Genomic DNA, 25,219 nt, shown 5'->3' with positions numbered 1-25,219 from the left:
TCATTTTTACTGGAATCCGTATCCATGCAATTCGTCGATCGACTGATCACTGATCTGGACAAGGCCTTGCGCGTCGTCAGCGGCGTGGTGGCGTCATCGCGTCCGAACCCGGCGTCGCAGATTGGCGAGGCTGCCATGAGCGACGTCGAAAAGCTGCACAGCGCGGGCCTGATGCGCGTCAATCATGTCGGCGAAGTGTGCGCACAGGCTTTGTACGATGCCCAGGGCCGCTTTGCCCAGGCGCAGGCGCTGAAGCAGCAGTTTGCGCATGCGGGCATCGAAGAAGAAGATCACCTGGCGTGGACCGCCGAGCGCCTGCGTGAGCTCGGCTCACACATCAGCCTGCTCAATCCCCTGTGGTACGCCGGCTCTTACGTGCTGGGCACGATTGCCGCGCGCGTGGGCGATGCGCGCAATCTCGGCTTTGTCGCCGAGACCGAGCGCCAGGTCGAATTGCATCTGATCAGCCATCTGGAAAAATTGCCGCCGCAAGACGCCAAATCGCGCGCCATTGTCGATCAGATGCGCAAGGACGAAGTCGAGCACGGCGAGGCGGCCAAAGCATTGGGGGCGGCAGAGATGCCGGCGCCGATTCGCGGGGTCATGAAAATGATGTCCAAAGTCATGACCACGGTGGCTTACCGGATATAAAGAACAGGGCGCGAAGCCCTGTTTTGCTGTGCGTCCCCGATTTCGCCGATGGTGGCGAAGAAGGGAAAAGGGGAGGGGCGCTGCTTATTGTTGCGCCTGAACCTGCACTTCATCGCTCAGATCGTCCACGATCTCGAACGAGTGTGTCATTTCCGCAGTTTTCTCCAGCATGATCGATGCCGAACAATATTTGTCATGCGACAACTTGATGGCGCGTTCGACAACGTTGGTCTTCAGGTTGCGGCCGCGCACCGTGAAGTGGAAATGGATCTTGGTAAAGACCTTGGGATCCTGTTCCGCACGTTCCGACTTCAGTGTCACTTCGCAGCCGCGAATATCCTGGCCGCTTTTGCGCAAAATCACCACCACATCATAAGCCGTGCAGCCGCCGGTGCCGAGCAGCACCATTTCCATCGGGCGCGGCGCCAGGTTGCGGCCGCCGCCGTCCGGGGCGCCATCCATCGCCACCACGTGGCCCGAGCCGGTTTCAGCCAAGAAGGTCATGCCGGAAAGACCGGTCCAGCGTACTGTGCATTCCATGTGCGTTCTCGCAGGGTAATTAGAGGGAGGCGGCTATTGTAGCTTTTTCGGGAAATGTGGTTGGCATCGCGTTGGGATTGGCAGAGATGAAATAGGCAAAAAAATGCATATTGCACAGCAACAAAAATACTTACTTTCCTTTAACTTTTAATTGCGTCACATAGGAGAAATTAAATCTTGCGCTGCACAATTCCGTTTGCTATATTGAATTCACTGATTGACGTTTCCGACGCAATCAAACCGAGTCTCCTCCACCCTCCTCCTTTGGTGTGGATTTAAACCCGAAACCATCGTTTCGGGTTTTTTTTGTCCGTAGCAATCCTGCCCTTTGCGGATATTTTCATAGACGAATGTGCGGAAAAGCCCGCGGCGCGCGGCGCGGCGAAGAAAGGGTTTGACGCTAAGTCCTTGAAAAGGCTATAATTCTCGGCTTTCCGTGCGCTCTGGAAAGACAACAAGGAAGAGTCTGCGTCGGTATGACGACACAAAGTATCGTTTCGGTAGCCGCAGAACCGCCAAATTGAGCGTTTATTTAATTACATTAGGAAGTCATCATGAAAACCTTTTCCGCTAAAGCCCATGAGGTAAAGCGCGAGTGGTTCGTGATTGACGCGACGGACAAAGTCCTCGGACGTGTTGCCAGCGAAGTGGCACTCCGACTGCGCGGCAAGCACAAACCAGAATTTACTCCGCACGTCGACACGGGCGATTTCATCGTCGTGATCAATGCCGGCAAACTGCGTGTCACTGGCACCAAAGCAACTGAAAAGACGTACTACCGTCACAGCGGCTACCCAGGCGGCATCTACGAAACCAATTTCCTGAAAATGCAACAGCGTTTTCCAGGTCGCGCGCTGGAAAAAGCGGTCAAGGGCATGCTGCCTAAGGGCCCGCTCGGCTACGCGATGATCAAGAAGCTGAAGGTTTATGCAGATGGCAACCATCCGCACGCTGCTCAGCAACCTAAAGCACTCGAACTCTAAGGAATAGACATGATCGGTAACTACAATTACGGAACCGGCCGTCGCAAGAGTGCAGTGGCTCGCGTTTTCATCAAGTCCGGCTCGGGCAAGATCGTCGTCAACGGCAAGCCAGCGAATGAATATTTTTCGCGCGAAACCGGTCTGATGGTGATTCGTCAACCTCTGGAACTGACCAACAACGTCGAACGTTTCGACATCATGGTCAACGTCCACGGCGGCGGTGAATCCGGCCAGGCTGGTGCTGTTCGTCACGGCATCACCCGCGCTCTGATCGACTACGATGCAACACTGAAGCCGGAACTGTCCAAGGCAGGTTTCGTTACTCGTGATGCACGTGAAGTCGAACGTAAGAAGGTTGGTCTGCGCAAAGCACGTCGCGCAAAGCAATTCTCGAAGCGTTAATCACGACGCGTGCTGTTTTTCAGCACATCGAAAAGCCGCCGGCGACAAGCCTGGCGGCTTTTTGCATTTTGTGGCCTGTTTTGTACGGATATCTGAGATGCTATCGCGCGTCGCAGTTCGTTGCCGCGGTCATGCGACCGGGTTGCATTTCGGTATCAAAGTCATTTTTCCGCCTTATTCGCGCTTTGAATCGGTGCAGTTTGGGGTAATGTGACAGAAATATTCTCCTGTTAAAATAAAACGCTCTCGGGCACGCTCTTTCAGCAAGGAAAAAACATGATCAAGGTAGGTATCGTCGGCGGCACAGGATACACAGGCGTGGAGTTGCTGCGCATATTCGCCACCCACCCGCAAGTGCAATTGCAGGCAGTGACATCGCGCAAAGAAGATGGCATGCCGGTCGCTGACATGTACCCATCGCTGCGCGGTCGCGTGGATATCGCGTTTTCCTCGCCTGACAACGCCCGGCTGACCGAGTGCGACGTGGTTTTCTTCGCCACGCCGCACGGCGTTGCCATGGCGCAGGCGCCGGAGTTGCTGGCCGCCGGCGTCAAGGTGATCGATCTGGCGGCGGACTTCCGCCTGCAAGACATCGCCGCGTTCGAGAAGTGGTACAAGATGCCGCACAGCTGCCCTGAGCTGCTGAAAGAAGCGGCTTACGGCCTGCCGGAACTGAATCGTGAAAATATCAGGAAGGCGCGCCTGATCGGCAACCCCGGTTGCTATCCGACCACCATGCAGCTGGGTTATGCGCCGCTGCTGAAGGCCGGCGTGATCGATGCATCGCATCTCATCGCCGACTGCAAATCGGGCGTGTCGGGCGCCGGCCGCAAGGCCGAGATCGCCACCCTGTTTTCGGAAGCATCGGACAATTTCAAAGCCTACGGCGTCTCGGGCCACCGCCATTCGCCGGAAACGCTGGAGCAGTTGGGCAAGCTGACCGACGACAAGGTCGGTCTGCTGTTCACGCCGCATCTGGTGCCGATGATCCGCGGCATGCATTCCACGCTGTATGCGCGCCTGATCAAGGACATCGACAACGCCGCATTGCAGGCCTTGTTCGAAGACGCCTACAAGAACGAGCCTTTCGTTGACGTCATGCCGTTCGGTTCGCATCCGGAAACACGCACCACGCGCGCTTCCAACATGCTGCGCATTGCCTTGCATCGTCCGGACAACGGCGACACCGTGGTCGTGCTGGTGGTGCAGGACAACCTGGTCAAGGGTGCGTCCGGCCAGGCGGTGCAATGCATGAACCTGATGTTCGGACTGGAAGAAACCACCGGTCTGATGCACGTCCCGGTTTTGCCGTGAAATATAAGTTATGGGTGCGGCGCATGTCGATTTCTGCGCCGAAGATGACCATCAAGCGCCACATGCCGTGGCCGCTGCGCGCGCTGATCCTGGTGGTGGTAATCGCCGTCGGCGGTGCGATGGCGATGTGGGCTTACGACCTCGGGCGCAATAATTTTTCGGGTTTGAACCCGGACGGCATGCGCGACCACGTGGAGGTGCTGTCGGAGCAGGTCAAGAAGCTCAATGCCGAGCGCGATCAGTTTTCGACGACGGCCAATGCGGCCGAAAGCCAGCTCAATATCGAGCGTTCGGCGCAGGCGCAGCTGGCGGGGCAGATCAAGACACTGGAGGCGGAAAATGCTAAGCTGAAGGAAGATCTCTCTTTCTTCCAAAGCTTGCTCCCGACCAACGTTGGCGCCGATGGCGTCACCATCCAGAGATTGAAAGCCGAGATTGTCGCGCCGAACCAGGTGCGGTATCAGTTGCTCGCCATTCAGGGCGAAAAAGGCCGTCAGTTCGTGGGGAATTTGCAGTTCAGCGTAACGGTGTTGCAGAGCGGCAAAAGTGTTACTATCAACTTCCCCGAGCAAAATGCCACGGATCTCGCGCGCTATAAGCTCGCATTCAAGTATTATCAACGGGTTGACGGAGTGTTAACGCTTCCCGAAGGTGCAACCATCAAGGCGATTCAGGCTCGCGTTCTCGAAAGAGGCCAGATGCGAGCTCAGCAATCCGTGAATTTGTGAGGTGAATCATGTTGGGACGTAAATCCAAAAGCACCATCGACAGCCTGATCGGCATTTCGACCAGTATCCATGGCGACGTCCATTTCAAGGGCGGCCTGCGCATTGACGGCCATATCAAGGGCAATATCAACGCCGAAGCAGGGCAGCCAAGCGTGCTGGTCATTTCCGAGCACGCCAAGATCGTCGGCGAGATTCGCGCCGTGCATCTGATCGTCAACGGCGAAATCATCGGCGACGTCCATTCGGTCGAGCTACTTGAATTGCAGCCGAAAGCCCGCATAACTGGAGATGTCTATTACAAGGCTCTGGAAATGCACGGCGGCGCGCTGGTGTCCGGCAAGCTCAGCCACGGTCAGACCGAAGAGGCGCCGGTGCTCAAACTGGCGGCTTCGGCCGGCGGCGATGCATGAATTCTCCACAGGCCTTATAATCACTCCATTGTCCGCTGATTAGCAGGAGCTTAATATGAATGCCGTTGCAGAAATTACAGAAACCTCGTTTCCCGCCCCCATGGTCTTTTCCGATAGCGCCGCCGCCAAGGTTGCGCAATTGATCGAAGAAGAAGGCAACCCCGACCTGAAGCTGCGCGTATTCGTGCAAGGCGGCGGTTGCTCGGGCTTCCAGTACGGTTTCACCTTCGATGAAATCGTCAACGAAGACGACACCACCATGACCAAGAACGGCGTTCAGTTGCTGATCGACTCGATGAGCTATCAGTACCTGGTCGGCGCAGAGATCGACTACAAGGACGATCTGGAAGGCGCGCAATTCGTGATCAAGAACCCGAACGCAACGACCACTTGCGGTTGCGGTTCGTCGTTCTCGGCTTGATTCGCCAGGACATCTGATCGGGAAACAACAGTTTCAGCAGTTTTTCCTCACGTAAAAAAGGACGCTTAAGCGTCCTTTTTTATTTCCTGCGTTACTTGCCGACGTTATTTGATCGTTGCGAAAGCAGTGCGCGCAGCGGCGATGGTCGCGTCAATCACGGCATCGTCATGCTGGGCCGACACGAATCCCGCTTCGAACGCCGACGGCGCCAGATAGACGCCCGCATCCAGCATGGCGTGGAAGAACACGTTGAACTTGTCCTTGTTGCCCTGCATGACTTCAGCATAGCTGGCGGGGACGGCCGGTGCGAAGTACAGGCCGAACATGCCGCCCACGGTATCGGCCGAGAATGTCACGTTGGCGGCCCTGGCAGCCTCGCAGAGGCCATCGGCGAGCTTGCGCGTCTGTGTGCTCAGCTTGGTGTAGAAATCGGCTTCCTGGACGATCTGCAGCGTTGTCAGGCCTGCCGCGACGGTCACCGGGTTGCCGGACAGGGTGCCGGCCTGATACACGCCGCCCAGCGGCGCCAGGTGCTTCATGATGTCGGCGCGACCGCCAAAGGCCGCAACCGGCAAACCGCCGCCGATGACCTTGCCCAGCGCGGTCAGATCCGGCGTGATGCCAAATAGCGACTGAGCGCCGCCCAGTGCCACGCGGAAGCCAGACATGACTTCGTCGAAAATCAGAATGGCGCCGTACTCGGTGCAGAGGCGGCGCATGGTGTGCAGGAATTCCGGTGTTGCACGCACCAAGTTCATGTTGCCGGCGATCGGCTCGACGATCACGCAGGCGATTTCATTGCCGGCGGCCTTGAACGCGTCTTCCAGCTGCTGTGTGTTGTTGTAATCCAGCACCAGCGTGTGCTTGACGAAATCTTCCGGCACGCCGGAGGAGGTCGGATTGCCGAACGTCAGCAAGCCGCTGCCGGCCTTGACCAGCAAGGAATCGGCATGACCGTGGTAGCAGCCCTCGAATTTGACGATCTTGTCGCGTTTGGTGGCGCCGCGCGCCAGGCGCAGGGCGCTCATGGTGGCTTCGGTGCCGCTGGACACCAGGCGCACCTGCTCGATCGACGGCACCAGCTTGCAGATTTCCTCCGCCATCTCGATTTCGCCTTCGGTCGGTGCGCCGAAACTCAGTCCGCGCGCGGCGGCTTCCTGCACCGCTTGCACGACCCTGGGATGGGCGTGGCCGACAATTGCCGGCCCCCAGGAGCCGATGTAGTCGATATAGCGGCGGTCTTCGGCATCCCAGAAATACGGACCTTGCGCTTTGGTGATGAAGCGCGGCGTGCCGCCGACCGAGCGGAAGGCGCGCACCGGCGAGTTGACGCCGCCGGGTGTAGTTTGCTGAGCGCGGGCGAACAGGGATTCGTTGGTAGTGCCGGAGCTTTTCTGGTTCATACGAGAAGGTGGGTGAAGTAGTCGGTTCAGTTGGTTTCGTCCGATTCGCGCGCCCAGAAGTAGCGGTCGGGAATCAGTTTGCCCATGCCCAGGCGTTGCGCATGGGCAAGAGCGGCAAGGGTGAATTCCTGGGCTTCGGAGACCGCCTCGGGAATTTCCAGGCCATTGGCCAGCATGGCGCAGATGGCTGCGGACAAGGTGGTGCCGGCGCCGGTAAACGAGCCCGGCAGGCGCTGCCAGCTGTCGCGGCGGATGATGCCGGTGTTGTCGAACAGCGCATTGACGACTTCGTGAATCTCGCCCGGCATGCCGGTGACGAAGAGATATTCGCAGCCCATTTCTACGATGCGCGTGGCGTCCAGCTGCAAGGCGTCGCCCGGCACCGGTTCGCGCCAGGTTTCCGCCAGGCGGTTCAGTTCCACCGCAGAGGCCAGCAGCAGCGTGGTCTGAGGGATCAGCAGCTCGCGAATGGCGATCAGATTGTCGTCGTCATCGCCGTCCTGTGCGGGCATGGCGGTGATGAAAGGATCCAGAATCAGCGGAATGTCGGGATAATCGGAGACGATCTCGGCGATGGCCGAAATGTTCTCGATGCTGCCGACCGCGCCGACCTTGAATGCCGCTACCGGCATGTCTTCGAGAATGACGCGGGCCTGATCGGCCATCCAGTCGACGTCGATGATCTGGATGTCCTCGATACGCGCCGTATCGCTGACCAGCAGCGAGGTAATGATGGACAGGCCGTGGCAGCCCATGGCGGCGAAGGTTGCCAGGTCGGCCTGGATGCCCGTCGCCCCGACCGGGTCGGCTGCGCCAAAAGTTAATATCAAGGGAGAAGTTTGGTTTTGCACGACGAGTAGATTAAGATATCTGGTTTACCATTTTACTTGATTGATTTGAGGGATAGTCAGCCGTGAGCGATAGCAAAACAGAATTTAAGACCTGGATGTGCCTGATCTGTGGTTGGATCTACGACGAAGAAGCCGGCCTGCCGGACGAAGGCATTGCTCCCGGCACGCGCTGGGAAGACGTGCCGATCAACTGGACCTGCCCGGAATGCGGCGCCCGCAAGGAAGATTTCGAGATGGTCGCCCTCTAAACCTGCAATCCATCCGCAGCAGACTTTTGCTGCTTCGACAGGCCTGCTTTTCCGCCAAATGAGGGGGGAAGGCAGGCCTGTTCCGTTTTATAGCTTGTGTACATTTTGCTATAGTCGGCTAACCAGCCCTGATCAGGTGCTATCCCGGAGGGACATCAATGCCCGATATTGCACCGCCAGCCCCTCTCACTATCCTGGTCATCGACGACAGCGACACCATACGACGTTCCGCCGATCTGTTTTTGCGTCAGGCCGGCCACCATGTCATGCTGGTTGCGGACGGCTTCGATGCGCTTGCAGCAATCACCGAAAATAGCCCGGATCTGATTTTCTGCGACATTCTGATGCCCAGGCTCGATGGTTACCGGACTTGTGCATTAATTAAAAAAAATGCAAGATTTCATGCAACTCCGGTCATTATGCTGTCGTCCAAGGACGGTCTGTTTGATCGGGCACGCGCCGCAGTGGTCGGCGCGACCGCATTCATGACCAAGCCATTTTCGCAGGCGGGCCTGCTGGAGGCTGTCAATACCCATGCGAAAGGGCGTCGCCCAGCCATTGCGTCCTGATCAGCGTATTTTTCAAGCATGGAGCAAGGGCTCAATGAAAATAAAGAAAATACTTGTCGTCGACGATTCGCCAACAGACCGTTACCTGCTGGCGGATATCCTCATTAAACAGGGATTCGAAGTCGAGACTGCGGATGACGGCGATGTCGCGCTGAACAAGATGCGCCTGTTCGAGCCGCAGTTGATTTTCATGGATATCGTCATGCCGGGGAAAAACGGTTTCCAGATTACGCGGCAGATTGCGCGCGATCCTGATCTGAAACACATTCCGGTGATCATGTGCAGCATCAAGGGGCAGGAGACGGATCGCATCTGGGCGTTGAGCCAGGGCGCGAGCGACTATATCGTCAAACCGGTGGACGCCGACGAGCTGCTGGTAAAAATCGCAGCCGTTGTGCAATGAGCGCTCTTGCGGTCGCCGGCAAGATGGAAGAAGAGGATCGATGATGCAAGAAGAGGCAGCGAACTCACTCCCGGCGCAATGGAAGAGCAGTCGCCTGCGTGAATTCCAGGCGCGCCTGCTGGACCGTATTGGGGAAGCACGAGACGGCATCGGCATGCGCGACAGCCGGCTCGGCGTCGTCGTCGGAGAGCGCCATTATCTGCTTGACCTGCGTGAAGCAAGCGAAATCGTCAATCCCATGCCGGTGACCAAAGTGCCGCTGACCAAAGATTGGTACCTGGGTCTTGCCAATGTGCGCGGCAACCTGATCGGCGTGGTCGATCTGGATCGCTTCTTTGGCGGCGAACTGCAGGCGCGCAGCAAGGACAATCGCGTGATCGTCGTCTCTGCGGCATTGTCCGGCACCGCCGGATTCGTGGTGTCGCGTGTGCTCGGTTTGCGCCATCTTCAGGAAATGAGCCCGCAGGAAGACGAAGATGGCGGTGACGTGTCGGAAATCATCAAAGGAAAGCGCTATCTCGATCGCAGCCGGCAGGAGTGGGTAGAGATCAGCCTCGCCGCAGTCATCAACGATGCGCGGTTTTTGCAGGTCGGTCTGTAACGTGAAGTTCTATCCCGCTGGCGCTGGCGAGCGGGTCATCAGGAGTCTGAGTTATGGCATTCAAGCTGCCGCGGTTGTCAAAAAACAAAACGGCTGCGCCTGCGGAGAAACGGGCGAGTGTGACAACAACTGTCAGTTCCAGGGCAGAAAAATACATGCAACGCTATCAGCACACGCGCCTGCCTTTTATCGGCAGGCACTCTTTGCGTGCGCAGACGCGTATCTTGCTGCTGTTGCTGATTCTCGCGCTGATTTCGACGTTTTTCTTCCTTTGGCTGGGATCCAAACACTACATTCACGCCAGTCTTCAGGCGCATATCACCAGCGATCTGGTCATGCATTCGCAACGCATAGGCAAGGCGGTGCCCAACGCCATTCAAGGCAATCGGGAAGCCTTCACTCAGTTGAGCGAAAGCCGCCGGGAATTCAACCAGGGCATGAACGTACTGATGCTGGGCGGCGAGTATCAGGGGTACACCATCCGCAAGCCCGAGCCGGACATGCGGGTGGTGCTGGCCGATGTCCAGAAGATCTGGAGCCACACCGACAAAGCGGCCGCTACCGTACTCAAGCTGCAGCCTGAACTCACAGGATTCGGCGTCACGCTGGCGCGCTTGCGTTTGCTTTCCCCCAATCTGCTGGATCTGAGCGAACAGATTTCCATGCTGCAGTCGCAAGGCGGCAATTCTCCGCGCGAGGTGGCCGCTGCCGGCCAACTGGTGCTGCTGACGCTGCGGCTGGGGCGCAGCGCCAACGAATTTCTTACCTCCGAAGGCGTCAACCCCGAAACCGCCTTCCTGCTCGGCAAAGACGTCAACACCTTTCGCGACATCATCGACGGCTTCCTGAACGGCAGCGAAATTCTCGGCCTGACCGCGGTGCGCGACAAAGACGTGCGCGACAAGCTGAACGAACTGGGCAAGGTATTCGGCGAATATCAGCCGCTGGTCGCCAATATTCTCGGCAATCTGCAAAACTTCATCGCCGCCAAACAATCCGAACAGTTGGTGTTCCTCGAGAACGAGACGCTGAAACAGCATCTCACCGTTTTGCAAAACGACTACCGGCTGGCGCAGGAGACGCGTTCCTGGACGTTCTGGATCATGCTGTTGTCCATGGCGACTGCGCTGATTTGCGGCATCGGCATTGCCTGGGTGCAGTTGCAAAGCAGCCGGCGCAATGCCGAAGAAGCCGAGCTGCGGCGCCAGGAAGCGGAAGCGCAACGGCTGCATGCGCAACAGCAGGAAGAGCGCGCCATGCGCACCAACGCCATCAATCAGGTCGCCATCTTGCGTCTGATGAACGAATTGCAAAAAGTGGCCGATGGCGACCTGACGGTGCATACCACCGTGTCGGAAGACATCACCGGCGCGATTGCCGACTCCGTCAACTACACCGTCGAGGCTTTGCGCGGTCTGGTCGGCCAGGTAACGCGCACGGCTTCGCAGGTGGCGGCGGCATCCAATCAGGTCCGGAGCAATGCCGAGGAACTGACCGCCGCAGGCCAGACCCAGGCGCGCAGAATCCTCGAAACCGGTCAGTCCATGCTCGAAATGTCGATCCAGATTACCGACGTCTCGACATCGGCAAACAAATCTGCCGACGTCGCGCGGCATTCCGTGGTGGTGGCCGAACGCGGCGCCAAGGCGGTGGAAGATGCCGTCAAGGGCATGAACGAAATCCGCGAACAGATTCAGGAAACATCGAAACGGATCAAACGCCTGGGGGAATCCTCCCAGGAGATCGGCGAAATCACGGAACTGATCTCCGACATTACCGAGCAGACCAATGTGCTCGCGCTGAATGCGGCAATCCAGGCAGCTTCCGCAGGGGAGGCGGGACGCGGCTTTTCAGTGGTGGCGGAGGAAGTGCAGCGCCTGGCGGAACGTTCCAGCGCCGCGACCCGTCAGATCGGCGCGCTGGTGCGCATGATTCAGACCGACACGCACGATGCCGTCGCCGCGATGGAAAAATCGACCGCCGGCGTGGTCGAAGGCGCCAAGCTGTCCGATGCCGCCGGCGCTTCGCTGTCGGATATCCGGCGCGTGTCCAACCAACTGGCGGAGCTGATTCAGGATATTTCTTCGTCAACGGGAAATCAGGCGACATCGGTCAACAGTCTGGCGCAGAACATTCAAAACATCCTCAGTGAGAATGAAAGCATCGAGCAACGCCGCGACGAAGTGGTGTCGTTGTTCAACGAATTGCATGATCTCGCCGAATTGCTCAAGAACTCGGTGTCCCGCTTCCGGGTAACGATTTCCTGACGTCGCCGCCGCAATGCCAAACGTAACGATGTCCCCTGGCGCTATCCCTCCCGACTCCCGCAGTCGGGAGGGGACCGCTGTAGATACAGATGGTGAGCCCGGCAACCTGATTCTGCTTGCGCCGGGGTTGACTGCAGCGATCGCTGATGCATGCAGTGCATTGGACGATGCAAAGACGGAGGCAGATGTCGGGCGGGTGCGTGCCGTCATGCAAAAAATTTACAAAGCCTTGATCTTTGCCGGAGAGTCGCCGCTGGCCGCTTTCGTCAATGCCATCGATCGGGTGCTCGATAATCAACATGAAGGCGGTCCGGGAAGGGTAGCGGCAGATGTTGCAAGAGGTGTTGCAAGAAGCGCTGCAAGAGACGCCTGTCAAGCCTTGCTGCACTATCTGAGGGATCTGGATGACGGCCTGGCGCCGCATCCCCTGTGCTTGTTCGGCGCCTACAAAGCGCTGCTGACGGCCGCAGGGCAGGAAAGAATCCATCCGGTCGATCTGGCTTTTCCGCAGGCCGTCAGCGAGAGCGAGCTCAGGTTTCCGTTTGCCGATGAGGCGGCATCTGCGGCGCAAGTCGATCTGGCGGCTTGCCGGACCGGGTTTGAGAAGGCCTTGCTGAGCTACCTGCGCACATCGGACGCGGGCGACGGTGCGCGACTTTTGCGCGACATGGCCGGTATCGTGGGCAAAGTGAGCAATGCTTCCGCGGTTTCATCTCACTCCGGTTTCTGGCGCATCGTCAGCGCGGCTGTTGCGCTCTTCGCCAACGGCGAGATCCATGTCGATCAATACGCAAAAAAATTCCTCGGACAAATCAACCTGCAATTGCGGCGTCTCGTGAGCGGCGCCTTCGAAGGCGATGCACGCTTGTTGCGCGAAGGCGTCTTCTTTGTTGCGCTGGCGCCAGTGTCGAACGTCGTTGTACAGGCCATCAAGCATGCCAACGCCTTGCCTGATTTGCGGCAGGCGGACTATCAGCATGGGCGTGACGCCACGCCTGACACCGGGCGTATGACCCCGTCTGCTCCGGATCCTCGTGAAACGGCGCTGACGGAATTGGCGACCGCGTTGACGCGTGCCGAGGCGCTGATCGAGAGCAGTTTCAACGGCGAGCGCCGTCACGCAGATATCGCCGACATCATTCGCGACCTTGCCGCCACTGCCGATCGGGTGAAATTGGATGGGCTGGCGGAATTGCTGCGCGCCGATATGCAGCGGATCGAAAAAATCCCCGGCGCAGATGAAGATGAGACGGCGCCCCGGCAATCTCCAGCGATCAGCCGCGCCATCCGTAACCTTGCCGCGTTAAGCCTGTCCTTGCCGCTGATGCGGCATACTTCCGTGATGCCATATCGCGCCAGGCACGAAGATGATCCGGGCAGTGATAGCGACGTTCTGGCGCCGGCCATGCAATTGAAGCCGGTCGAGCAGATATCGCCGGCCGCCGTTGAAAGTGTCGCTGTACTGGAACCGGCCGAAGAAGATCTTGACCTCGAATTGCTCGATATCTTTCTGACCGAAGCCGACGACATCCTGAACACGCTGGGCAAGACCCTGGATGCATCACGCCATGCGCGCAATGACATGGCGCATATTATTGTCCTGCGGCGCGGGTTCCATACGCTCAAAGGCAGTTGCCGTATGGTCGGATTGAACGCCATGAGCGATGGCGCCATGGCGATGGAAAGTTTCTTGAACGACTGGTTGACGGCGGCAGCGCCGGGAACCGACGCCGACTATGCCTTGCTTGACTATGCGAAGCATGAAGTCGCAGTGTGGGTTGACGAGATTCGCGAGAAAGGCAAATCCGGGCGGCGTCCCGATGCGATCGTCTCTGCAGTGGAGAGCGCCAGGCAGAGTGCGCAGGATGCGCTGCTATCCGTCCCGACCATTCGTCTGGGCGATGTCGAAATCCCGCTCCGCCTGCACCAGATTTATTGCGACGAATCGGCGGCCTTGCTGGACACGATGTATTCGCATCTCGCACAATGGGAGCGTACCCTGCCCGGCGTGATTGCTCCGGAAATGCTGCGGGCGACGCATTCACTCAAGAGCAGCTCGGCGTCGGTACGCTTTGCGGTACTTCAGGTGTTGGCGCAGGCGTTGGACGATGTGATGCAGTTTCTGGAGCGCTTCCCAGGGTTGCTTGATGCGGATGTGTGCGCCAGCCTGCTGCAGCTTGTGCGGCAATTGCAAACCATGCAGCAGGCGTTCGCATCCGGCAGGATGCCGCCGGCGCGGGAAGATTTGCAGCAACAACTGCAGGCTATGCTGGACAGCCTGAAGTTGCAGAGCACGGATGCGCCGGCGCCTGGACGACAACATCAGGATGCTGCTCTTGTTGCTCCGCCATCGGCAGGGAACCAGGAATCCGCGACGTCCGGAAAATCTGAAGTACGGGAAGATGGCGGCTCCGAGACATGTATCGATCTGATCGATGAGGAGTTGCTGGAAATCTTTCTGGAAGAGGGGCGCGATCTCCTGCCTCAGATCGGCGAAAGTTTGTACAAGCTGCAAAAGTCGCCGGACGATCGCGGGATTATTCAATATCTCCTGCGTCCCTTGCATACGATCAAGGGCAGCGCGCGCATGGCGGGTGCAATGCGTCTCGGACAGCATATGCACGAACTCGAAACCTGCATCGACGATATGGTGCGCGAAGGAATGCCGTCCGCTGCGCAAATCGACGATTTGCTGGCGCGTTACGATCACGGCTTGCTCCTGTTTGAAGCGCTGGAGACAGCGCCGACACCGGCGCCGCTATCCGTGCCGCAAGCGTTGCCGCCGTCGCCGGCTCCCGTGGCGAACGAGCAATCCAGTCATGCCAATGCAAAGCCGGGACCTCAGATCGTCGCACCGGGCGTCGAGTCCGCCGCGCCGGCCGACACCGATGCCGGTAAAAACATCATCGCTGCGCCGCTGGTGCGTATTCGCGCCGGCATTCTCGACAGCCTGCTCAATCAGGCCGGTGAGATTTCCATTTCGCGCTCGGGGCTGGAATCGGAAGTCAACGTCCTGCGGCAACATCTGGCCGACCTGGGCAGCAACGTCGCGCGCCTGACGACGCAGTTGCGCGAGGTGGAAATTCAGGCCGAGATCCAGATTGCCGCTTCCAATCAGCGGCAGCCGCAGAATCAGCATTTCGACCCGCTGGAGTTCGACCGCTTTACCCATCTGCAGGAAATGACGCGGATGCTGGCCGAGAGCGTCAACGACGTCGCTTCTCTGCAAAAGAACCTGCTGGAGACCGTCGATCACACGCAGAACAGCCTGACGCAGCAAGCCAGGCTGACGCGCGAAATGCAGCAGGAACTGATGCAGGCGCGCATGGTGCAGTTTCGCGGCGTGGAAGAGCGGCTGCACCGGCTGGTGCGTCAGATGGCGAAGGAAACCGGCAAGGAGCTTGAGCTGGAGATTGTCGGAAGTGCCGTCGAGCTGGATCGCAGCATCCTGGAAAAAATGGTCGGGCCGTTCGAACACCTGCTGAGAAACGCTGCGGTGCACGGCATTGAAACTGCCGCGCAGCGGCGCCAAAGCGGCAAGCCGGCGGTCGGACATCTGTCGCTGGAGGTCCGGCAAGAAGGCTACGAAGTCATGATTCGCCTGTCCGACGACGGCCAGGGACTCAATCTGGCGCGCATCCAGGAAAAGGCAGTGCGCCTCGGTCTGATTGATCCCGCTCAGCAACTGTCGGATGCGGAACTGACTGGTCTCATTTTTCAGCCGGGATTTACCACCAGCGCCGACGTGACGGCGATCGCAGGGCGCGGCGTCGGCATGGACGTGGTGCGTTCCGAGATTGCCTCACTGGGCGGTCGCATCAGTATCGATACCGTCGCCGGCAAAGGCGCGACCTTCATCATTCACTTGCCTCTGTCGCTGGCCGTCACGCAGGTGGTGCTGCTGGAGTTGGGAGCGCAGACTTACGGCATTCCCTCGCTGCTGGTCGAACAGGTTTTGCAGTTGAAAGCGGCCGATCAGGCCGAGCTGTTTCGCGAGGGCACGCTGGACTGGCAGGGCCGCAAGTTGCCCATGCACTACCTGCCTGCTTTGCTGGGCGAAGACAAGGGTGTGCCGGCGCAGCAGACTTTGCCGATCCTGGTGGTCAAGAGCGGTCACGACTTTCTTGCCATTCTGGTGGATCGCATCATCGGCAACCGCGAAGTGGTGACCAAGAACATCGGTCCGCAACTGGCGCACATGGTCGGCGTGGTCGGCGCTACCGTGCTGGGCAGCGGCAACATCGCGCTGATCCTCAATCCGATCCAGCTGGCGCAGCGCCATGGCTATCAAAAAGTGCTGCGTCAGCTTGAACCGGCCGCGACGGACCGGGACAGCAGCAAAAAGACCATCCTGGTGGTCGACGATTCCCTGACGGTCAGGCGCGTCATGCAGCGCCTTCTCACGCGCGAGGGCTACCATGTCGTGCTGGCGACCGATGGTGTCGACGCCTTGCACCAACTGCAAGACATGCGCCCCGATATCGCGCTGATCGATATTGAAATGCCGCGCATGGACGGTTTCGATCTGACGCGCAATATCCGCGATATGGACAGCACCGCCACGCTGCCCATCATCATGATCACCTCGCGGACCGCTGCCAAGCACCGCGAGCGTGCGATGGAGCTGGGCGTCAACGAATATCTGGGCAAGCCTTACCAGGACGAGGTCTTGCTGAAAATGATCCGGCAACTGATCGGCGACGAAGGCGAACAATCGGGGGACGGAATCGCCGAGCTGCTGTTTCCGTCGCCGCCCGACGGCGCGGCGCTGCCGCAGGCGGACGCTCCCGGAGCGTGAGCGATTTGCCGAAAAAAAACAGCTATGGTCTAATCTGCCACTTCCTGTCACCTTCTGCCACAAAGGCTGCAGCCATCTCTGACGATTGGGGCATCAAATTAATTCCACTCTGATTTCCATCCTGCTTGCCACGACGATTGCCGGCGTGTTCAGCATCACGGCTGCGGCGATTTTCTCGTTTGCGCTGTTGTCGAAGATGGTCGAACGCCTGGTCAGCCTGTCGGTCGGCATCATGCTGTCGACCTCGCTGCTGCACGCCTTGCCGGAAGCCTTTGAATCCTCGGCCGAGCCGCACAAGCTGTTCGCGGTGCTGCTGGGCGGCCTGCTGGCGTTTTTCCTGCTGGAAAAACTGTCCATCCTGCGGCACTCGCATCATCACGAAGAAGACGGCCACGGCCATCATCACGGTCACGACAAGCACGAAGCAGGCAAGGCCGGCTGGATGATCCTGGTCGGCGACGGCCTGCATAATTTCACCGACGGCATCCTGATCGCGGCAGCTTTCCTGGCCGATCCGCATCTCGGGCTGGTGACCGGCCTGGCCATCATCGCGCACGAAATTCCGCAGGAAATCGGCGACTTCATCGTGCTGCTCAATGCCGGCTTCTCGCGCACCCGCGCCTATGTCTACAACCTGATCTGCAGCCTGATGGCAGTGCTGGGCGGCGTGCTGGGCTACTTCACGCTGGAGCGCGGCATGGAATGGATTCCTTATGTGCTGGTGTTCGCCTCATCGGGTTTCATCTACATCGCCGTCAGCGATCTGATGCCACAAATGCAACGCCGCGCGACGCTGCGCGAAACCATTCCGCAGGTCATCCTGATTGCACTTGGCGTAGCGATCGTGCTGGTGTTGACCAGCCACGCGCACGCACATTGATTACCGATGGTCAGCGCTTCGCCGTGTGGCCGGAGCGGGGTTTGACAGGGCGGCACATCAGCTTGACGACCACGCTGATGACCAGGCCGAAGAAGCCGAGCGTAACAAGCAATGTTTCAAACACGATAGTCCCTTTCTTGTCTTTTTCCTAAGCTCTTGCCGGGATGGCGTGCCGTTACTGTAGTCCCGCCGGCGGCGGCTACGCCAATATCAAATGTGCCCGGCTGTTATCTCAAAACGGCATAGCGGCAGGCGCGGGATCGGTTCACAATGCGGGCACGATGATTTCATTCAAACAGCTCAGGTATTTTGTCGAGATAGTCGCCGCCGGCAGTTACACGCGCGCTTCCGAGCGCCTGTACATTGCCCAGTCTGCGCTGAGCCGGCAGATCAAGGAGCTGGAATCGGACATGGACGTCGTGCTGCTGCGGCGCGACGCCAAGCAGGTTGAACTGACGTCGGCCGGGCAGGAGTTCTACGACAAGGCCCGCAAGATCCTGGAAGACCTGGAGCACGCCATTTCGCAGGCGCGCTACATCGACAAGGGCGAGCGCGGCGCGATTCGCCTGCTGCACTCCAGCTCGGTGCCGCTGTCGCCGCCGCTGGGGCCGTGTCTGAATACGGTATTGGAAGGTTTTCCCGGCGTCACGCTGGAGATCTCGCAAGCTTCGTCGGAACATCAGGCGCTGGAAATCGAAGAAGGGCGCGCCGATCTCGGCCTGGCCCGCGTCCCCATCCTGCGCAAGCATCCGCATCTGGAAACCGTCACCCTGTTTCAGGAAAAGCTGGTGGTCGCGGTGTCCTTGCAGCATCCGCTGGCGCAGCACAGCGTCATCGACATCGCCGCCTTGCGCGACGAGCTGTTCGTGTCGACGCCGCATCGCGATCGCGGCGGCCTGAGTTATCTGGTGGCGGAGCGTTGCATTGCGCATGGCTTCTTTCCCAAGCCGGCGCGCGCCACTTCACGCAAGGCCTCGCTGCTGAGTCTGGTCAACGCCAACTTCGGCATCGCTATCGTGCCAGACAGCATGCGCGCCATCGCCGTCTCCGGCGTGCATTTCATCGATCTGAAGGAAGAGGACTTTCAATCCGCGGTGGTGCTGATGCATCGGCGCGGCGCTTCGGTGATGGTCGATCAGTTTGTGCAGGCTTTTATCGCCGCGCTTGCGCCGGTTGCCGGGCTGCCGGCATCGCCAAAGGCAGCGACGCCGACGTAGATTGTTGCGTTGCCGTCAGGGCTGCGGACCGGTGGCGACCGGACGAGAAGAATCCGAACTCCATTCGCTCCACGACCCAGGATACAGTTTCGCCCCCGGCAAGCCGGCGACTTCCAATGCCAGCAGATTGTGGCAGGCGGTGACGCCCGAGCCGCATTGCATGATGGCGGTTTGCGGGTTGTCGATCACAGCATTCCATTCGGCGCGCAGTGTTTCCGGCGACTTGAAGCGGCCGTCGGCGGCGAGGTTGTCCTTGAAGAAACGGTTTTTCGCACCCGGGATATGGCCGCCGACGGCGTCCAGCGTTTCGTTCTCGCCGCGATAGCGATCTGCTGCGCGGGCGTCCACCACGGTCATGGCTTTGCTGCTGAGATTGTCCAGCACGCCGGCGACGTCGATGGCGGTGACCAGTGAAGACTGTTCCTGCAAGTCGCCGCGCGTGGCTGCCGGCATATCTGTCGTGATCGCGCCGCCTTGCGCCTGCCAGGCCGGCAGGCCGCCGTCCAGCACGGCAACTTGCACATGGCCGACCCAGCGCAGCAGCCACCACAGGCGCGCCGCATACATGCCGCCTTGTGCATCGTAGGCAACTACTTGCGTGTTGGCGTTGACGCCGATGACGCGCATGGCGTCGATGAAATCCTGGCGTTCCGGCAGCGGATGGCGGCCTTTGAATTTGCCGTCGCTGCCGGTCTTGGCGCCGGACATGACCTGGTCCAGATGGACAAAGCGCGCGTTCGGGATGTGGCCGGCGCGATAGGCGTCGAGGCCGGCATCGGGATTGGCCAGGTCGTGGCGGCAGTCGACGATCAGCAGGTTGTCGTCGCCTGCATGGGCGGCGAGTTCGGCAGCGGAAATGAGGGTAGCGTAGGTCATGGTTTTTCCTAAACTTCAGTGGCGATCGGATCGATCGCCGGCAGATTCTTGGACGGTTGTTGCGAGCGTTGATTGTAGAACGTGGAGACGATGCCGCTCATCAAAATGATGGCGATGCCGGCAAAACCCAGCCAGCCCGGCGCGTCTTTCCAGATCAGCATACCCCAGATGCTGGCAAACACGATGCCGGTGTATTGCAGGTTGGCCGTGACCAGGGTATTGCCGAGACGATAGGCGCGCGTCATGGCGATTTGCGCAATGGTGGCAGTCAGGCCGATGGTCAGGATCAGCGCCACGCCCTTGAGGCTGTGCGCATGCCAGAACGGCACGCGGCCGGTGGCGATGCTGCCGGCGATCCCGGCCAGCAGGCCGGTGAAAGAAAAATAGAAGACGACGCGATATTCCGGCTCGCCCAGCAGGCCGAGCTTGCGCACCTGCAGGTAGACCAGCGCCGACAGCACGCCGGAGAACAAGGCGATTACGCCGCCGAACAGTTCGTCCGGATTGATCGACGGACGCAGCAGCAGCGCCACGCCGATGAAGCTCAGCAGCACTGTGCCGGCCAGGCCCCATTCGAAGCGCTTCTTGCCCTGCCACCAGGCCACGCCGAACAGCATCGCGGCGATCCAGATCGAGGACATGTAGTTCAGCGTGGTGGCGGTGGCCACCGGCAGCAGGCTGAAGGAGTAGAACCACAGCCACAGCGAGATCACGCCGACGCCGCCGCGGATGATGTGGTCGCGCGGATAAGGGGTCTTCAGCGTGCCGCCCTTGATGCTGATCAGGCCGTAAATGAAGGAGACCCCGACGATGCCGCGGCAGAGCACGATTTCAGCGGTGGTGTAATGATCGCCGGCCAGCTTGACGCAGACGCCCATGATGGAAAACAGGAAGGAGGCAACAAGCATCCAGAGGGATTGCATGACGGTACTCTATTCAAAAACGATGACAAAAAAACAGGCAGCGCGAGCTGGTGCCGGCGCTGCCTTCGGATATTGCGTTAGTCGGAGGTGATGCAGAATTCGGTTGAAGCTGCCGATGTCGTCAATGTTACGGATGTTGTGAGACTACATCGTGACCATCGCATCTTCGGTGCTTTCTGCATGTTTGCTCCAGGGGATTCAGTTCTCTTGCACCGCTATCTGCGACCGGTACCATTCGTGGAAGTGCTGCATGCCGTCTTCCATCGGCGACTGGTACGGACCGACTTCACTGGTGCCGCGATCCATCAGTATACGCCGACCGGCATCCATGCGCAGGGCGATCTCGTCGTCCTCGACGCAGGTCTCCATGTAGGCGGCGCGTTCGGCTTCGACCATCTCGCGTTCGAACAGGGCGATTTCTTCCGGATAGTAGAACTCGACCACGTTGGTGGTCTTTTGCGGGCCGCTTGGCCACAGCGTCGATACCACCAGCACATGCGGATACCACTCGACCATGATGTTCGGATACAGCGTCAGCCAGATCGCGCCATACTTCGGCGGTTGGCCGTTGCCGAAGCGCAGCACCTGCTCCTGCCACTTCTTGTAAGTCGGCGAACCGGACTTGGCCAGGCCGTGATTGACGCCCACGGTCTGCACGCTGTAGTTCTTGCCGAATTCCCATTTCAGGTCGTCGCAGCTGACGAAGCTGCCGAGACCGGGATGGAAAGGCTCGACGTGATAATCCTCCAGATAGACTTCGATGAAAGTCTTCCAGTTGTAATCGCATTCGTGGACTTCGACGTGATCGAACAGATAGCCGGAAAAATCCAGGTCCTTGCTCACGCCCAGTTGCTGGAGTTGTTTGGCGACATCGACGCCGTCCTTGCCGTTGTTCTCGAACAGCAGGCCGTTCCAGTTTTGCAAAGGCGTTTTGGACAGGTTCAGGCACGGCGTTTCGCCGAAATGCGGCGCGCCGATCAGGTCGCCCTTGAGATCGTAGGTCCAACGATGCAGCGGGCAGACGATATTGCGCGCATTGCCGCGGCCGTCCAGCATTTTGGCTTGACGGTGGCGACAGACGTTGGAAAGCAGATCGATGCCTTGCGCGTTGCGCACCAGCATGCGACCTTCGTTTTCCCATGGCAGCGTTGCATAGTCGCCGACATTGGGCACCATCAATTCATGGCCGGCGTAACGCGGGCCCTTCTGAAACAATTGGTGAATTTCGCGCTTGAAAAGCGCCGCGTCAAAATAGACGTCTACTGGCAATTGCGCGTTTGAGCGCGCCAGTTTGGCAAAAGTAGCAAGATCGGACATCCCCGCCCCCAAATTAATTTGCACCAACCTAAGAGAGAAAGAATCCGCAAAAACCTGGGTTCAAATAATATGAAGAGGAAATTTTGGACAGAACCGCGGATAGTACCATAAAACCGGGTTATCTGGGGCGTTCGACCGCGTAAATGACGATCAAGTTCGCGTTCGGACGCCTATCTGTGGCGGTTTGAACTAAAATAACGGGCTATATTCGAAATCAGCCACTATGCCAAAGAATCCTGTCAAAGCCAGCTCGCCCGCCTCGTTTGAAGAAGCCATGGAAGAGCTGGAGCAACTGGTCGTCCAGATGGAAGCGGGCGAACTGCCGCTGGAAGCATCCGTGGCGGCATACAAGCGCGGCGCCGAACTGGTCAAGTTCTGCGCCGCCCAGCTGGACAAGGTCGACAGCCAGGTCAAGGTGCTCGAAGGCGACATGCTCAAGCCGCTGGCGGCCGGCTCCTCCGACGATGAGGAGCGCGAATGAACGCCAGAGTCGGTGCCACTTCGTCCTTCCTAGACTGGATGCAGTATATCCAGGCCGACATGGAAACCACGCTCGACACCTACCTGCCGCCGGAAGCCCACATGCCGGCCCGCCTGCACCAGGCCATGCGTTACACCGCACTGGACGGCGGCAAGCGCGTGCGTCCGCTGCTGGTCTACGCGGCCGGAGAACTGTTCGATGCTCCGGAGCAATTGCTGGCGCGCTCCGCCGCTGCGGTCGAAATGATCCACGTCTATTCGCTGGTGCATGACGACATGCCCTGCATGGACGACGACGCCTTGCGCCGCGGCAAGCCCACCGTCCACGTCAAATACGACGAAGCGACCGCCTTGCTGGTGGGCGACGCCTTGCAGGCGCAGGCGTTTGCCGTGCTGGCGGAGATGGTTGATGAACAGCAGGCCGCGCGTCAGCTGAAGATGGTGCATCTGCTGGCCGTGGCTGCAGGTTCGGCGGGTATGTGCGGCGGCCAGGCCATCGATCTGGCCAGCGTCGGCATGACCTTGTCGCTGGCGGAACTGGAACAGATGCACAGGCTCAAAACAGGAGCGTTGTTGCGTGCATCGATCTTGCTCGGCGCCTACAGCGGCAAGTTGCTGTCGGCGGCGGAAGCGGCTGCGCTGGAGGCCTACGCCGGCGCCATCGGCCTGGCGTTCCAGGTGGTGGACGATATTCTCGATGCGACGGCGGATTCCGCCACGCTCGGCAAGACCGCCGGCAAGGATGCCGCCGACAACAAGCCGACCTATGTATCGATCCTCGGTCTGAACGAATCGCAGGCGCTGGCGGAAAAGCTGCGCGGCGATGCGCACCGGGCGCTGGAGCAGTTCGGCGACAAGGCGCGCCGCCTGCACGAGTTGGCCGACCTGATCGTGCAGCGCAAGGCATAAAAGATAGCGAAGAGAAGAGAACAAAGAGTACGAAGAAAGCAGTGACCGCAGCAAAATAACATGACCGGTCCACGCCATCTTCGCAGTAGCAAATTAACGGTGATCAACCCAGCATGCTTAATACGATAAACAGTCCAGCCGATCTGCGGCAACTCCCGCGCACCCAGTTGAAGCCATTGGCTGACGAGCTGCGCGCCTTCGTGCTTGACTCGGTGTCGAAGACCGGCGGACATCTCTCGTCCAATCTCGGCACGGTGGAATTGACGATTGCCCTGCATTACGTCTTCAACACGCCGGAAGACCGCATCGTCTGGGATGTCGGCCACCAGACCTATCCGCACAAGATCCTCACCGGCCGCCGCGACCAGATGTCGACGCTGCGCCAGTTCGACGGCATTTCGGGTTTCCCGCGCCGCGCCGAGAGCGAATACGACACCTTCGGCACGGCGCATTCCTCGACCTCGATTTCCGCCGCGCTCGGCATGGCGCTGGCCGCCAAGACCAAGGGTGAAGACCGCCACGCCATCGCCGTCATCGGCGACGGTGCGATGACCGCCGGCATGGCCTTCGAAGCGATGAACAACGCCGGCATCTGCGAAGACGTCAACCTGCTGGTGATCCTCAACGACAACGACATGTCGATTTCGCCGCCGGTCGGTGCGCTCAATCGCTACCTGGCGCGCCTGATGTCCGGACAGTTCTACGCCAAGGCCAAGAACGTCGGCAAGTCCATGCTGCCGGCGCCGATGCTGGAGCTGGCCAAGCGCCTGGAAGAACACGCCAAGGGCATGATCGTCCCGGCCACCATGTTCGAGGAATTCGGCTTCAACTACATCGGCCCGATCGACGGCCACGACCTCGATTCGCTGATCCCGACGCTGCAAAACCTGAAGAACCTCAAGGGACCGCAATTCCTGCACGTGGTCACCAAAAAAGGCCAGGGTTACAAGCTGGCCGAAGCCGATCCGGTGCTGTATCACGGCCCCGGCAAGTTCAACCCGGCCGAAGGCATCAAGCCTGCCGCGGCCAGCAAGCTGACCTATACGCAGGTCTTCGGCGAATGGCTGTGCGACATGGCCGCGCAAGACAAGACCCTGGTCGGCATCACGCCGGCCATGCGCGAAGGCTCGGGCATGGTCAAGTTCGAACAGAAATTCCCTGATCGCTATTACGACGTCGGCATCGCCGAACAGCACGCCGTCACCTTTGCCGCCGGTATGGCCTGCGAAGGTTTGAAGCCGGTGGTGGCGATTTACTCGACCTTCCTGCAACGCGCCTACGATCAACTGATCCACGACGTCGCGCTGCAAAACCTCGACGTCACCTTTGCGCTGGACCGCGCCGGCCTGGTCGGCGCCGACGGCGCCACGCACGCGGGCAACTACGACCTTGCCTTCCTGCGCTGCATCCCGAACATGGTCGTCATGGCTGCCTCGGATGAAAACGAATGCCGCCAGATGCTGTCGACCGCCTTCGCCTACAAAGGCCCTGCCTCGGTGCGTTATCCGCGCGGATCCGGCACCGGCGTCGCGGTCGAGAAGACCTTGACCACGATCCCGCTGGGCAAAGGCGAAGTGCGCCGCGAAGGCAAGGGGATCGCGATCCTGGCCTTCGGCACCATGGTCGCACCGGCGCTGGCTGCGGGCGACAAGCTCAACGCCACCGTCGCCAACATGCGTTTCATCAAACCGCTCGACATCGAACTGGTCAAGCAACTGGCTGCCGGCCACGATGCGCTGGTGACGGTGGAAGAAGGCTGCATCATGGGTGGCGCCGGCGCTGCCGTGGCAGAAGCGCTGGCCGAAGCCGGCATCGTCAAGCCTATCCTGCACCTGGGTTTGCCGGATCGCTTCATCGATCACGGCGACGCCGCGCAACTGCTGGCTGCTTGCGGCCTGGATAGTGCGGGCATTGCTGCTTCGATCGTGCAGCGCTTCGGCAAGGATGAGCCGCGTCTGGTGGTCAACAACGGCTGAGTAGGTTGAAACCTGAATGACGGTGTAAAAAAAACGGCTTCAGCCGCTTTTT

The 25,219-nt window shown here is 59.5% G+C and carries 24 protein-coding genes; 18 read left to right on the top strand and 6 right to left on the bottom strand.

All coding sequences use genetic code 11. The features are described 5' to 3' along the window. Nucleotides 1-24 precede the first annotated feature (24 nt). Nucleotides 25-651 carry a 2-polyprenyl-3-methyl-6-methoxy-1,4-benzoquinone monooxygenase gene (gene coq7, locus AKL25_RS20430; RefSeq protein WP_050479553.1) on the top strand — a complete coding sequence of 209 codons (627 nt, stop codon included), beginning with the start codon at nucleotides 25-27 and terminating at the stop codon, nucleotides 649-651. 84 nt (nucleotides 652-735) lie between these two features. On the opposite strand, the gene AKL25_RS20425 is transcribed toward coq7, so the two are convergent. Then, nucleotides 736-1,191 carry an OsmC family protein gene (locus AKL25_RS20425; RefSeq protein ID WP_050479552.1) on the bottom strand — a complete coding sequence of 152 codons (456 nt, stop codon included), beginning with the start codon at nucleotides 1,189-1,191 and terminating at the stop codon, nucleotides 736-738. Between the two features lie 554 nt (nucleotides 1,192-1,745). Between AKL25_RS20425 and rplM the strand changes: the two genes are divergently transcribed. The 6 genes from rplM to erpA all read left to right on the top strand — a co-directional run bounded on the left by rplM (nucleotide 1,746) and on the right by erpA (nucleotide 5,449). Next, nucleotides 1,746-2,174: a 50S ribosomal protein L13 gene (gene rplM, locus AKL25_RS20420; RefSeq protein ID WP_007877931.1), complete on the top strand. Its 429-nt coding sequence runs from the start codon at nucleotides 1,746-1,748 to the stop codon at nucleotides 2,172-2,174. A gap of 9 nt (nucleotides 2,175-2,183) precedes the next feature. Further along, nucleotides 2,184-2,576 carry a 30S ribosomal protein S9 gene (rpsI, locus tag AKL25_RS20415; RefSeq protein ID WP_034299906.1) on the top strand — a complete coding sequence of 131 codons (393 nt, stop codon included), beginning with the start codon at nucleotides 2,184-2,186 and terminating at the stop codon, nucleotides 2,574-2,576. Nucleotides 2,577-2,852: 276 nt separating this feature from the next. Further along, nucleotides 2,853-3,890 (top strand): N-acetyl-gamma-glutamyl-phosphate reductase, encoded by a 1,038-nt coding sequence (argC, locus tag AKL25_RS20410; protein ID WP_050479551.1) that lies wholly within the window; start codon nucleotides 2,853-2,855, stop codon nucleotides 3,888-3,890. Between the two features lie 23 nt (nucleotides 3,891-3,913). Next, nucleotides 3,914-4,618 (top strand): DUF6776 family protein, encoded by a 705-nt coding sequence (locus AKL25_RS20405; RefSeq protein ID WP_050479550.1) that lies wholly within the window; start codon nucleotides 3,914-3,916, stop codon nucleotides 4,616-4,618. 8 nt (nucleotides 4,619-4,626) lie between these two features. Further along, complete coding sequence (locus AKL25_RS20400) at nucleotides 4,627-5,028, top strand: bactofilin family protein (RefSeq protein ID WP_016832797.1); 402 nt, start codon at nucleotides 4,627-4,629, stop codon at nucleotides 5,026-5,028. Between the two features lie 55 nt (nucleotides 5,029-5,083). Beyond that, nucleotides 5,084-5,449 (top strand): iron-sulfur cluster insertion protein ErpA, encoded by a 366-nt coding sequence (erpA, locus tag AKL25_RS20395; RefSeq protein ID WP_050479549.1) that lies wholly within the window; start codon nucleotides 5,084-5,086, stop codon nucleotides 5,447-5,449. Nucleotides 5,450-5,553: 104 nt separating this feature from the next. On the opposite strand, the gene hemL is transcribed toward erpA, so the two are convergent. Both hemL and thiD read right to left on the bottom strand, forming a co-directional pair. Continuing rightward, a complete protein-coding gene (hemL, locus tag AKL25_RS20390; RefSeq protein ID WP_050479548.1) occupies nucleotides 5,554-6,852 on the bottom strand; it encodes a glutamate-1-semialdehyde 2,1-aminomutase in 1,299 nt (432 codons plus the stop codon). Between the two features lie 26 nt (nucleotides 6,853-6,878). Further along, the gene (thiD, locus tag AKL25_RS20385) at nucleotides 6,879-7,703 is read right to left on the bottom strand and encodes a bifunctional hydroxymethylpyrimidine kinase/phosphomethylpyrimidine kinase (protein ID WP_050479547.1); all 825 of its coding nucleotides are present in this window, start codon (nucleotides 7,701-7,703) and stop codon (nucleotides 6,879-6,881) included. 95 nt (nucleotides 7,704-7,798) lie between these two features. Between thiD and AKL25_RS20380 the strand changes: the two genes are divergently transcribed. From AKL25_RS20380 to AKL25_RS20345, 8 genes are all read left to right on the top strand, one after another. Continuing rightward, on the top strand, nucleotides 7,799-7,951 hold the full coding sequence (locus AKL25_RS20380; protein WP_034299925.1) for a rubredoxin: 153 nt from the start codon (nucleotides 7,799-7,801) through the stop codon (nucleotides 7,949-7,951). Nucleotides 7,952-8,109: 158 nt separating this feature from the next. Next, nucleotides 8,110-8,520 carry a response regulator gene (locus AKL25_RS20375; protein WP_050479546.1) on the top strand — a complete coding sequence of 137 codons (411 nt, stop codon included), beginning with the start codon at nucleotides 8,110-8,112 and terminating at the stop codon, nucleotides 8,518-8,520. Nucleotides 8,521-8,554: 34 nt separating this feature from the next. Then, complete coding sequence (locus tag AKL25_RS20370; RefSeq protein WP_050479545.1) at nucleotides 8,555-8,923, top strand: response regulator transcription factor; 369 nt, start codon at nucleotides 8,555-8,557, stop codon at nucleotides 8,921-8,923. Between the two features lie 40 nt (nucleotides 8,924-8,963). Then, the gene (locus tag AKL25_RS20365; RefSeq protein WP_050479544.1) at nucleotides 8,964-9,524 is read left to right on the top strand and encodes a chemotaxis protein CheW; all 561 of its coding nucleotides are present in this window, start codon (nucleotides 8,964-8,966) and stop codon (nucleotides 9,522-9,524) included. Nucleotides 9,525-9,577: 53 nt separating this feature from the next. Then, complete coding sequence (locus AKL25_RS20360) at nucleotides 9,578-11,791, top strand: methyl-accepting chemotaxis protein (RefSeq protein ID WP_050479543.1); 2,214 nt, start codon at nucleotides 9,578-9,580, stop codon at nucleotides 11,789-11,791. 208 nt (nucleotides 11,792-11,999) lie between these two features. Then, nucleotides 12,000-16,589, top strand: a complete 4,590-nt coding sequence (locus AKL25_RS20355; protein WP_167541921.1) for a hybrid sensor histidine kinase/response regulator — start codon at nucleotides 12,000-12,002, stop codon at nucleotides 16,587-16,589. Nucleotides 16,590-16,674: 85 nt separating this feature from the next. After that, nucleotides 16,675-17,469 (top strand): ZIP family metal transporter, encoded by a 795-nt coding sequence (locus tag AKL25_RS20350; protein WP_083444814.1) that lies wholly within the window; start codon nucleotides 16,675-16,677, stop codon nucleotides 17,467-17,469. A gap of 281 nt (nucleotides 17,470-17,750) precedes the next feature. Then, nucleotides 17,751-18,686, top strand: coding sequence for a LysR family transcriptional regulator (locus AKL25_RS20345; RefSeq protein ID WP_050479541.1), 936 nt, complete (start codon nucleotides 17,751-17,753; stop codon nucleotides 18,684-18,686). 15 nt (nucleotides 18,687-18,701) lie between these two features. Here the strand turns inward: AKL25_RS20345 and AKL25_RS20340 are convergent, their stop codons facing one another. From AKL25_RS20340 to AKL25_RS20330, 3 genes are all read right to left on the bottom strand, one after another. Next, nucleotides 18,702-19,562 carry a sulfurtransferase gene (locus AKL25_RS20340; protein ID WP_050479540.1) on the bottom strand — a complete coding sequence of 287 codons (861 nt, stop codon included), beginning with the start codon at nucleotides 19,560-19,562 and terminating at the stop codon, nucleotides 18,702-18,704. Nucleotides 19,563-19,570: 8 nt separating this feature from the next. Continuing rightward, nucleotides 19,571-20,485, bottom strand: coding sequence for a DMT family transporter (locus AKL25_RS20335; RefSeq protein ID WP_050479539.1), 915 nt, complete (start codon nucleotides 20,483-20,485; stop codon nucleotides 19,571-19,573). A gap of 198 nt (nucleotides 20,486-20,683) precedes the next feature. After that, complete coding sequence (locus AKL25_RS20330) at nucleotides 20,684-21,802, bottom strand: aromatic ring-hydroxylating oxygenase subunit alpha (protein WP_050479538.1); 1,119 nt, start codon at nucleotides 21,800-21,802, stop codon at nucleotides 20,684-20,686. A 223-nt stretch (nucleotides 21,803-22,025) separates the two neighbouring features. Between AKL25_RS20330 and AKL25_RS20325 the strand changes: the two genes are divergently transcribed. From AKL25_RS20325 to dxs, 3 genes are all read left to right on the top strand, one after another. Then, the gene (locus tag AKL25_RS20325; RefSeq protein WP_050479537.1) at nucleotides 22,026-22,283 is read left to right on the top strand and encodes an exodeoxyribonuclease VII small subunit; all 258 of its coding nucleotides are present in this window, start codon (nucleotides 22,026-22,028) and stop codon (nucleotides 22,281-22,283) included. After that, nucleotides 22,280-23,191 (top strand): polyprenyl synthetase family protein, encoded by a 912-nt coding sequence (locus tag AKL25_RS20320; RefSeq protein WP_050479536.1) that lies wholly within the window; start codon nucleotides 22,280-22,282, stop codon nucleotides 23,189-23,191. Before AKL25_RS20325 ends, AKL25_RS20320 begins: the two co-directional genes overlap by 4 nt. Before the next feature lie 113 nt (nucleotides 23,192-23,304). Next, a complete protein-coding gene (dxs, locus tag AKL25_RS20315; protein WP_050479535.1) occupies nucleotides 23,305-25,167 on the top strand; it encodes a 1-deoxy-D-xylulose-5-phosphate synthase in 1,863 nt (620 codons plus the stop codon). The last annotated feature ends 52 nt before the right edge of the window (nucleotides 25,168-25,219 follow it).

Origin of the sequence: Herbaspirillum rhizosphaerae, assembly GCF_001189965.1 — a bacterium.
Classification (GTDB): Bacteria; Pseudomonadota; Gammaproteobacteria; order Burkholderiales; family Burkholderiaceae_D; genus Herbaspirillum; species Herbaspirillum rhizosphaerae.
Note: the sequence above shows the minus strand (reverse complement) of the source record. Positions and strands in the feature narration are given on the sequence as shown.

What these genes read in the sequence shown, in the direction of transcription:
- coq7 (WP_050479553.1), top strand. Translation starts at nt 25, where the DNA reads ATGCAATTCGTCGATCGACTGATCACTGATCTGGACAAGGCCTTGCGC.
- AKL25_RS20425 (WP_050479552.1), bottom strand. Translation starts at nt 1,191, where the DNA reads ATGGAATGCACAGTACGCTGGACCGGTCTTTCCGGCATGACCTTCTTG.
- rplM (WP_007877931.1), top strand. Translation starts at nt 1,746, where the DNA reads ATGAAAACCTTTTCCGCTAAAGCCCATGAGGTAAAGCGCGAGTGGTTC.
- rpsI (WP_034299906.1), top strand. Translation starts at nt 2,184, where the DNA reads ATGATCGGTAACTACAATTACGGAACCGGCCGTCGCAAGAGTGCAGTG.
- argC (WP_050479551.1), top strand. Translation starts at nt 2,853, where the DNA reads ATGATCAAGGTAGGTATCGTCGGCGGCACAGGATACACAGGCGTGGAG.
- AKL25_RS20405 (WP_050479550.1), top strand. Translation starts at nt 3,914, where the DNA reads ATGTCGATTTCTGCGCCGAAGATGACCATCAAGCGCCACATGCCGTGG.
- AKL25_RS20400 (WP_016832797.1), top strand. Translation starts at nt 4,627, where the DNA reads ATGTTGGGACGTAAATCCAAAAGCACCATCGACAGCCTGATCGGCATT.
- erpA (WP_050479549.1), top strand. Translation starts at nt 5,084, where the DNA reads ATGAATGCCGTTGCAGAAATTACAGAAACCTCGTTTCCCGCCCCCATG.
- hemL (WP_050479548.1), bottom strand. Translation starts at nt 6,852, where the DNA reads ATGAACCAGAAAAGCTCCGGCACTACCAACGAATCCCTGTTCGCCCGC.
- AKL25_RS20380 (WP_034299925.1), top strand. Translation starts at nt 7,799, where the DNA reads ATGTGCCTGATCTGTGGTTGGATCTACGACGAAGAAGCCGGCCTGCCG.
- AKL25_RS20375 (WP_050479546.1), top strand. Translation starts at nt 8,110, where the DNA reads ATGCCCGATATTGCACCGCCAGCCCCTCTCACTATCCTGGTCATCGAC.
- AKL25_RS20370 (WP_050479545.1), top strand. Translation starts at nt 8,555, where the DNA reads ATGAAAATAAAGAAAATACTTGTCGTCGACGATTCGCCAACAGACCGT.
- AKL25_RS20365 (WP_050479544.1), top strand. Translation starts at nt 8,964, where the DNA reads ATGATGCAAGAAGAGGCAGCGAACTCACTCCCGGCGCAATGGAAGAGC.
- AKL25_RS20360 (WP_050479543.1), top strand. Translation starts at nt 9,578, where the DNA reads ATGGCATTCAAGCTGCCGCGGTTGTCAAAAAACAAAACGGCTGCGCCT.
- AKL25_RS20355 (WP_167541921.1), top strand. Translation starts at nt 12,000, where the DNA reads ATGCAAAAAATTTACAAAGCCTTGATCTTTGCCGGAGAGTCGCCGCTG.
- AKL25_RS20345 (WP_050479541.1), top strand. Translation starts at nt 17,751, where the DNA reads ATGATTTCATTCAAACAGCTCAGGTATTTTGTCGAGATAGTCGCCGCC.
- AKL25_RS20340 (WP_050479540.1), bottom strand. Translation starts at nt 19,562, where the DNA reads ATGACCTACGCTACCCTCATTTCCGCTGCCGAACTCGCCGCCCATGCA.
- AKL25_RS20335 (WP_050479539.1), bottom strand. Translation starts at nt 20,485, where the DNA reads ATGCAATCCCTCTGGATGCTTGTTGCCTCCTTCCTGTTTTCCATCATG.
- AKL25_RS20330 (WP_050479538.1), bottom strand. Translation starts at nt 21,802, where the DNA reads ATGTCCGATCTTGCTACTTTTGCCAAACTGGCGCGCTCAAACGCGCAA.
- AKL25_RS20325 (WP_050479537.1), top strand. Translation starts at nt 22,026, where the DNA reads ATGCCAAAGAATCCTGTCAAAGCCAGCTCGCCCGCCTCGTTTGAAGAA.
- AKL25_RS20320 (WP_050479536.1), top strand. Translation starts at nt 22,280, where the DNA reads ATGAACGCCAGAGTCGGTGCCACTTCGTCCTTCCTAGACTGGATGCAG.
- dxs (WP_050479535.1), top strand. Translation starts at nt 23,305, where the DNA reads ATGCTTAATACGATAAACAGTCCAGCCGATCTGCGGCAACTCCCGCGC.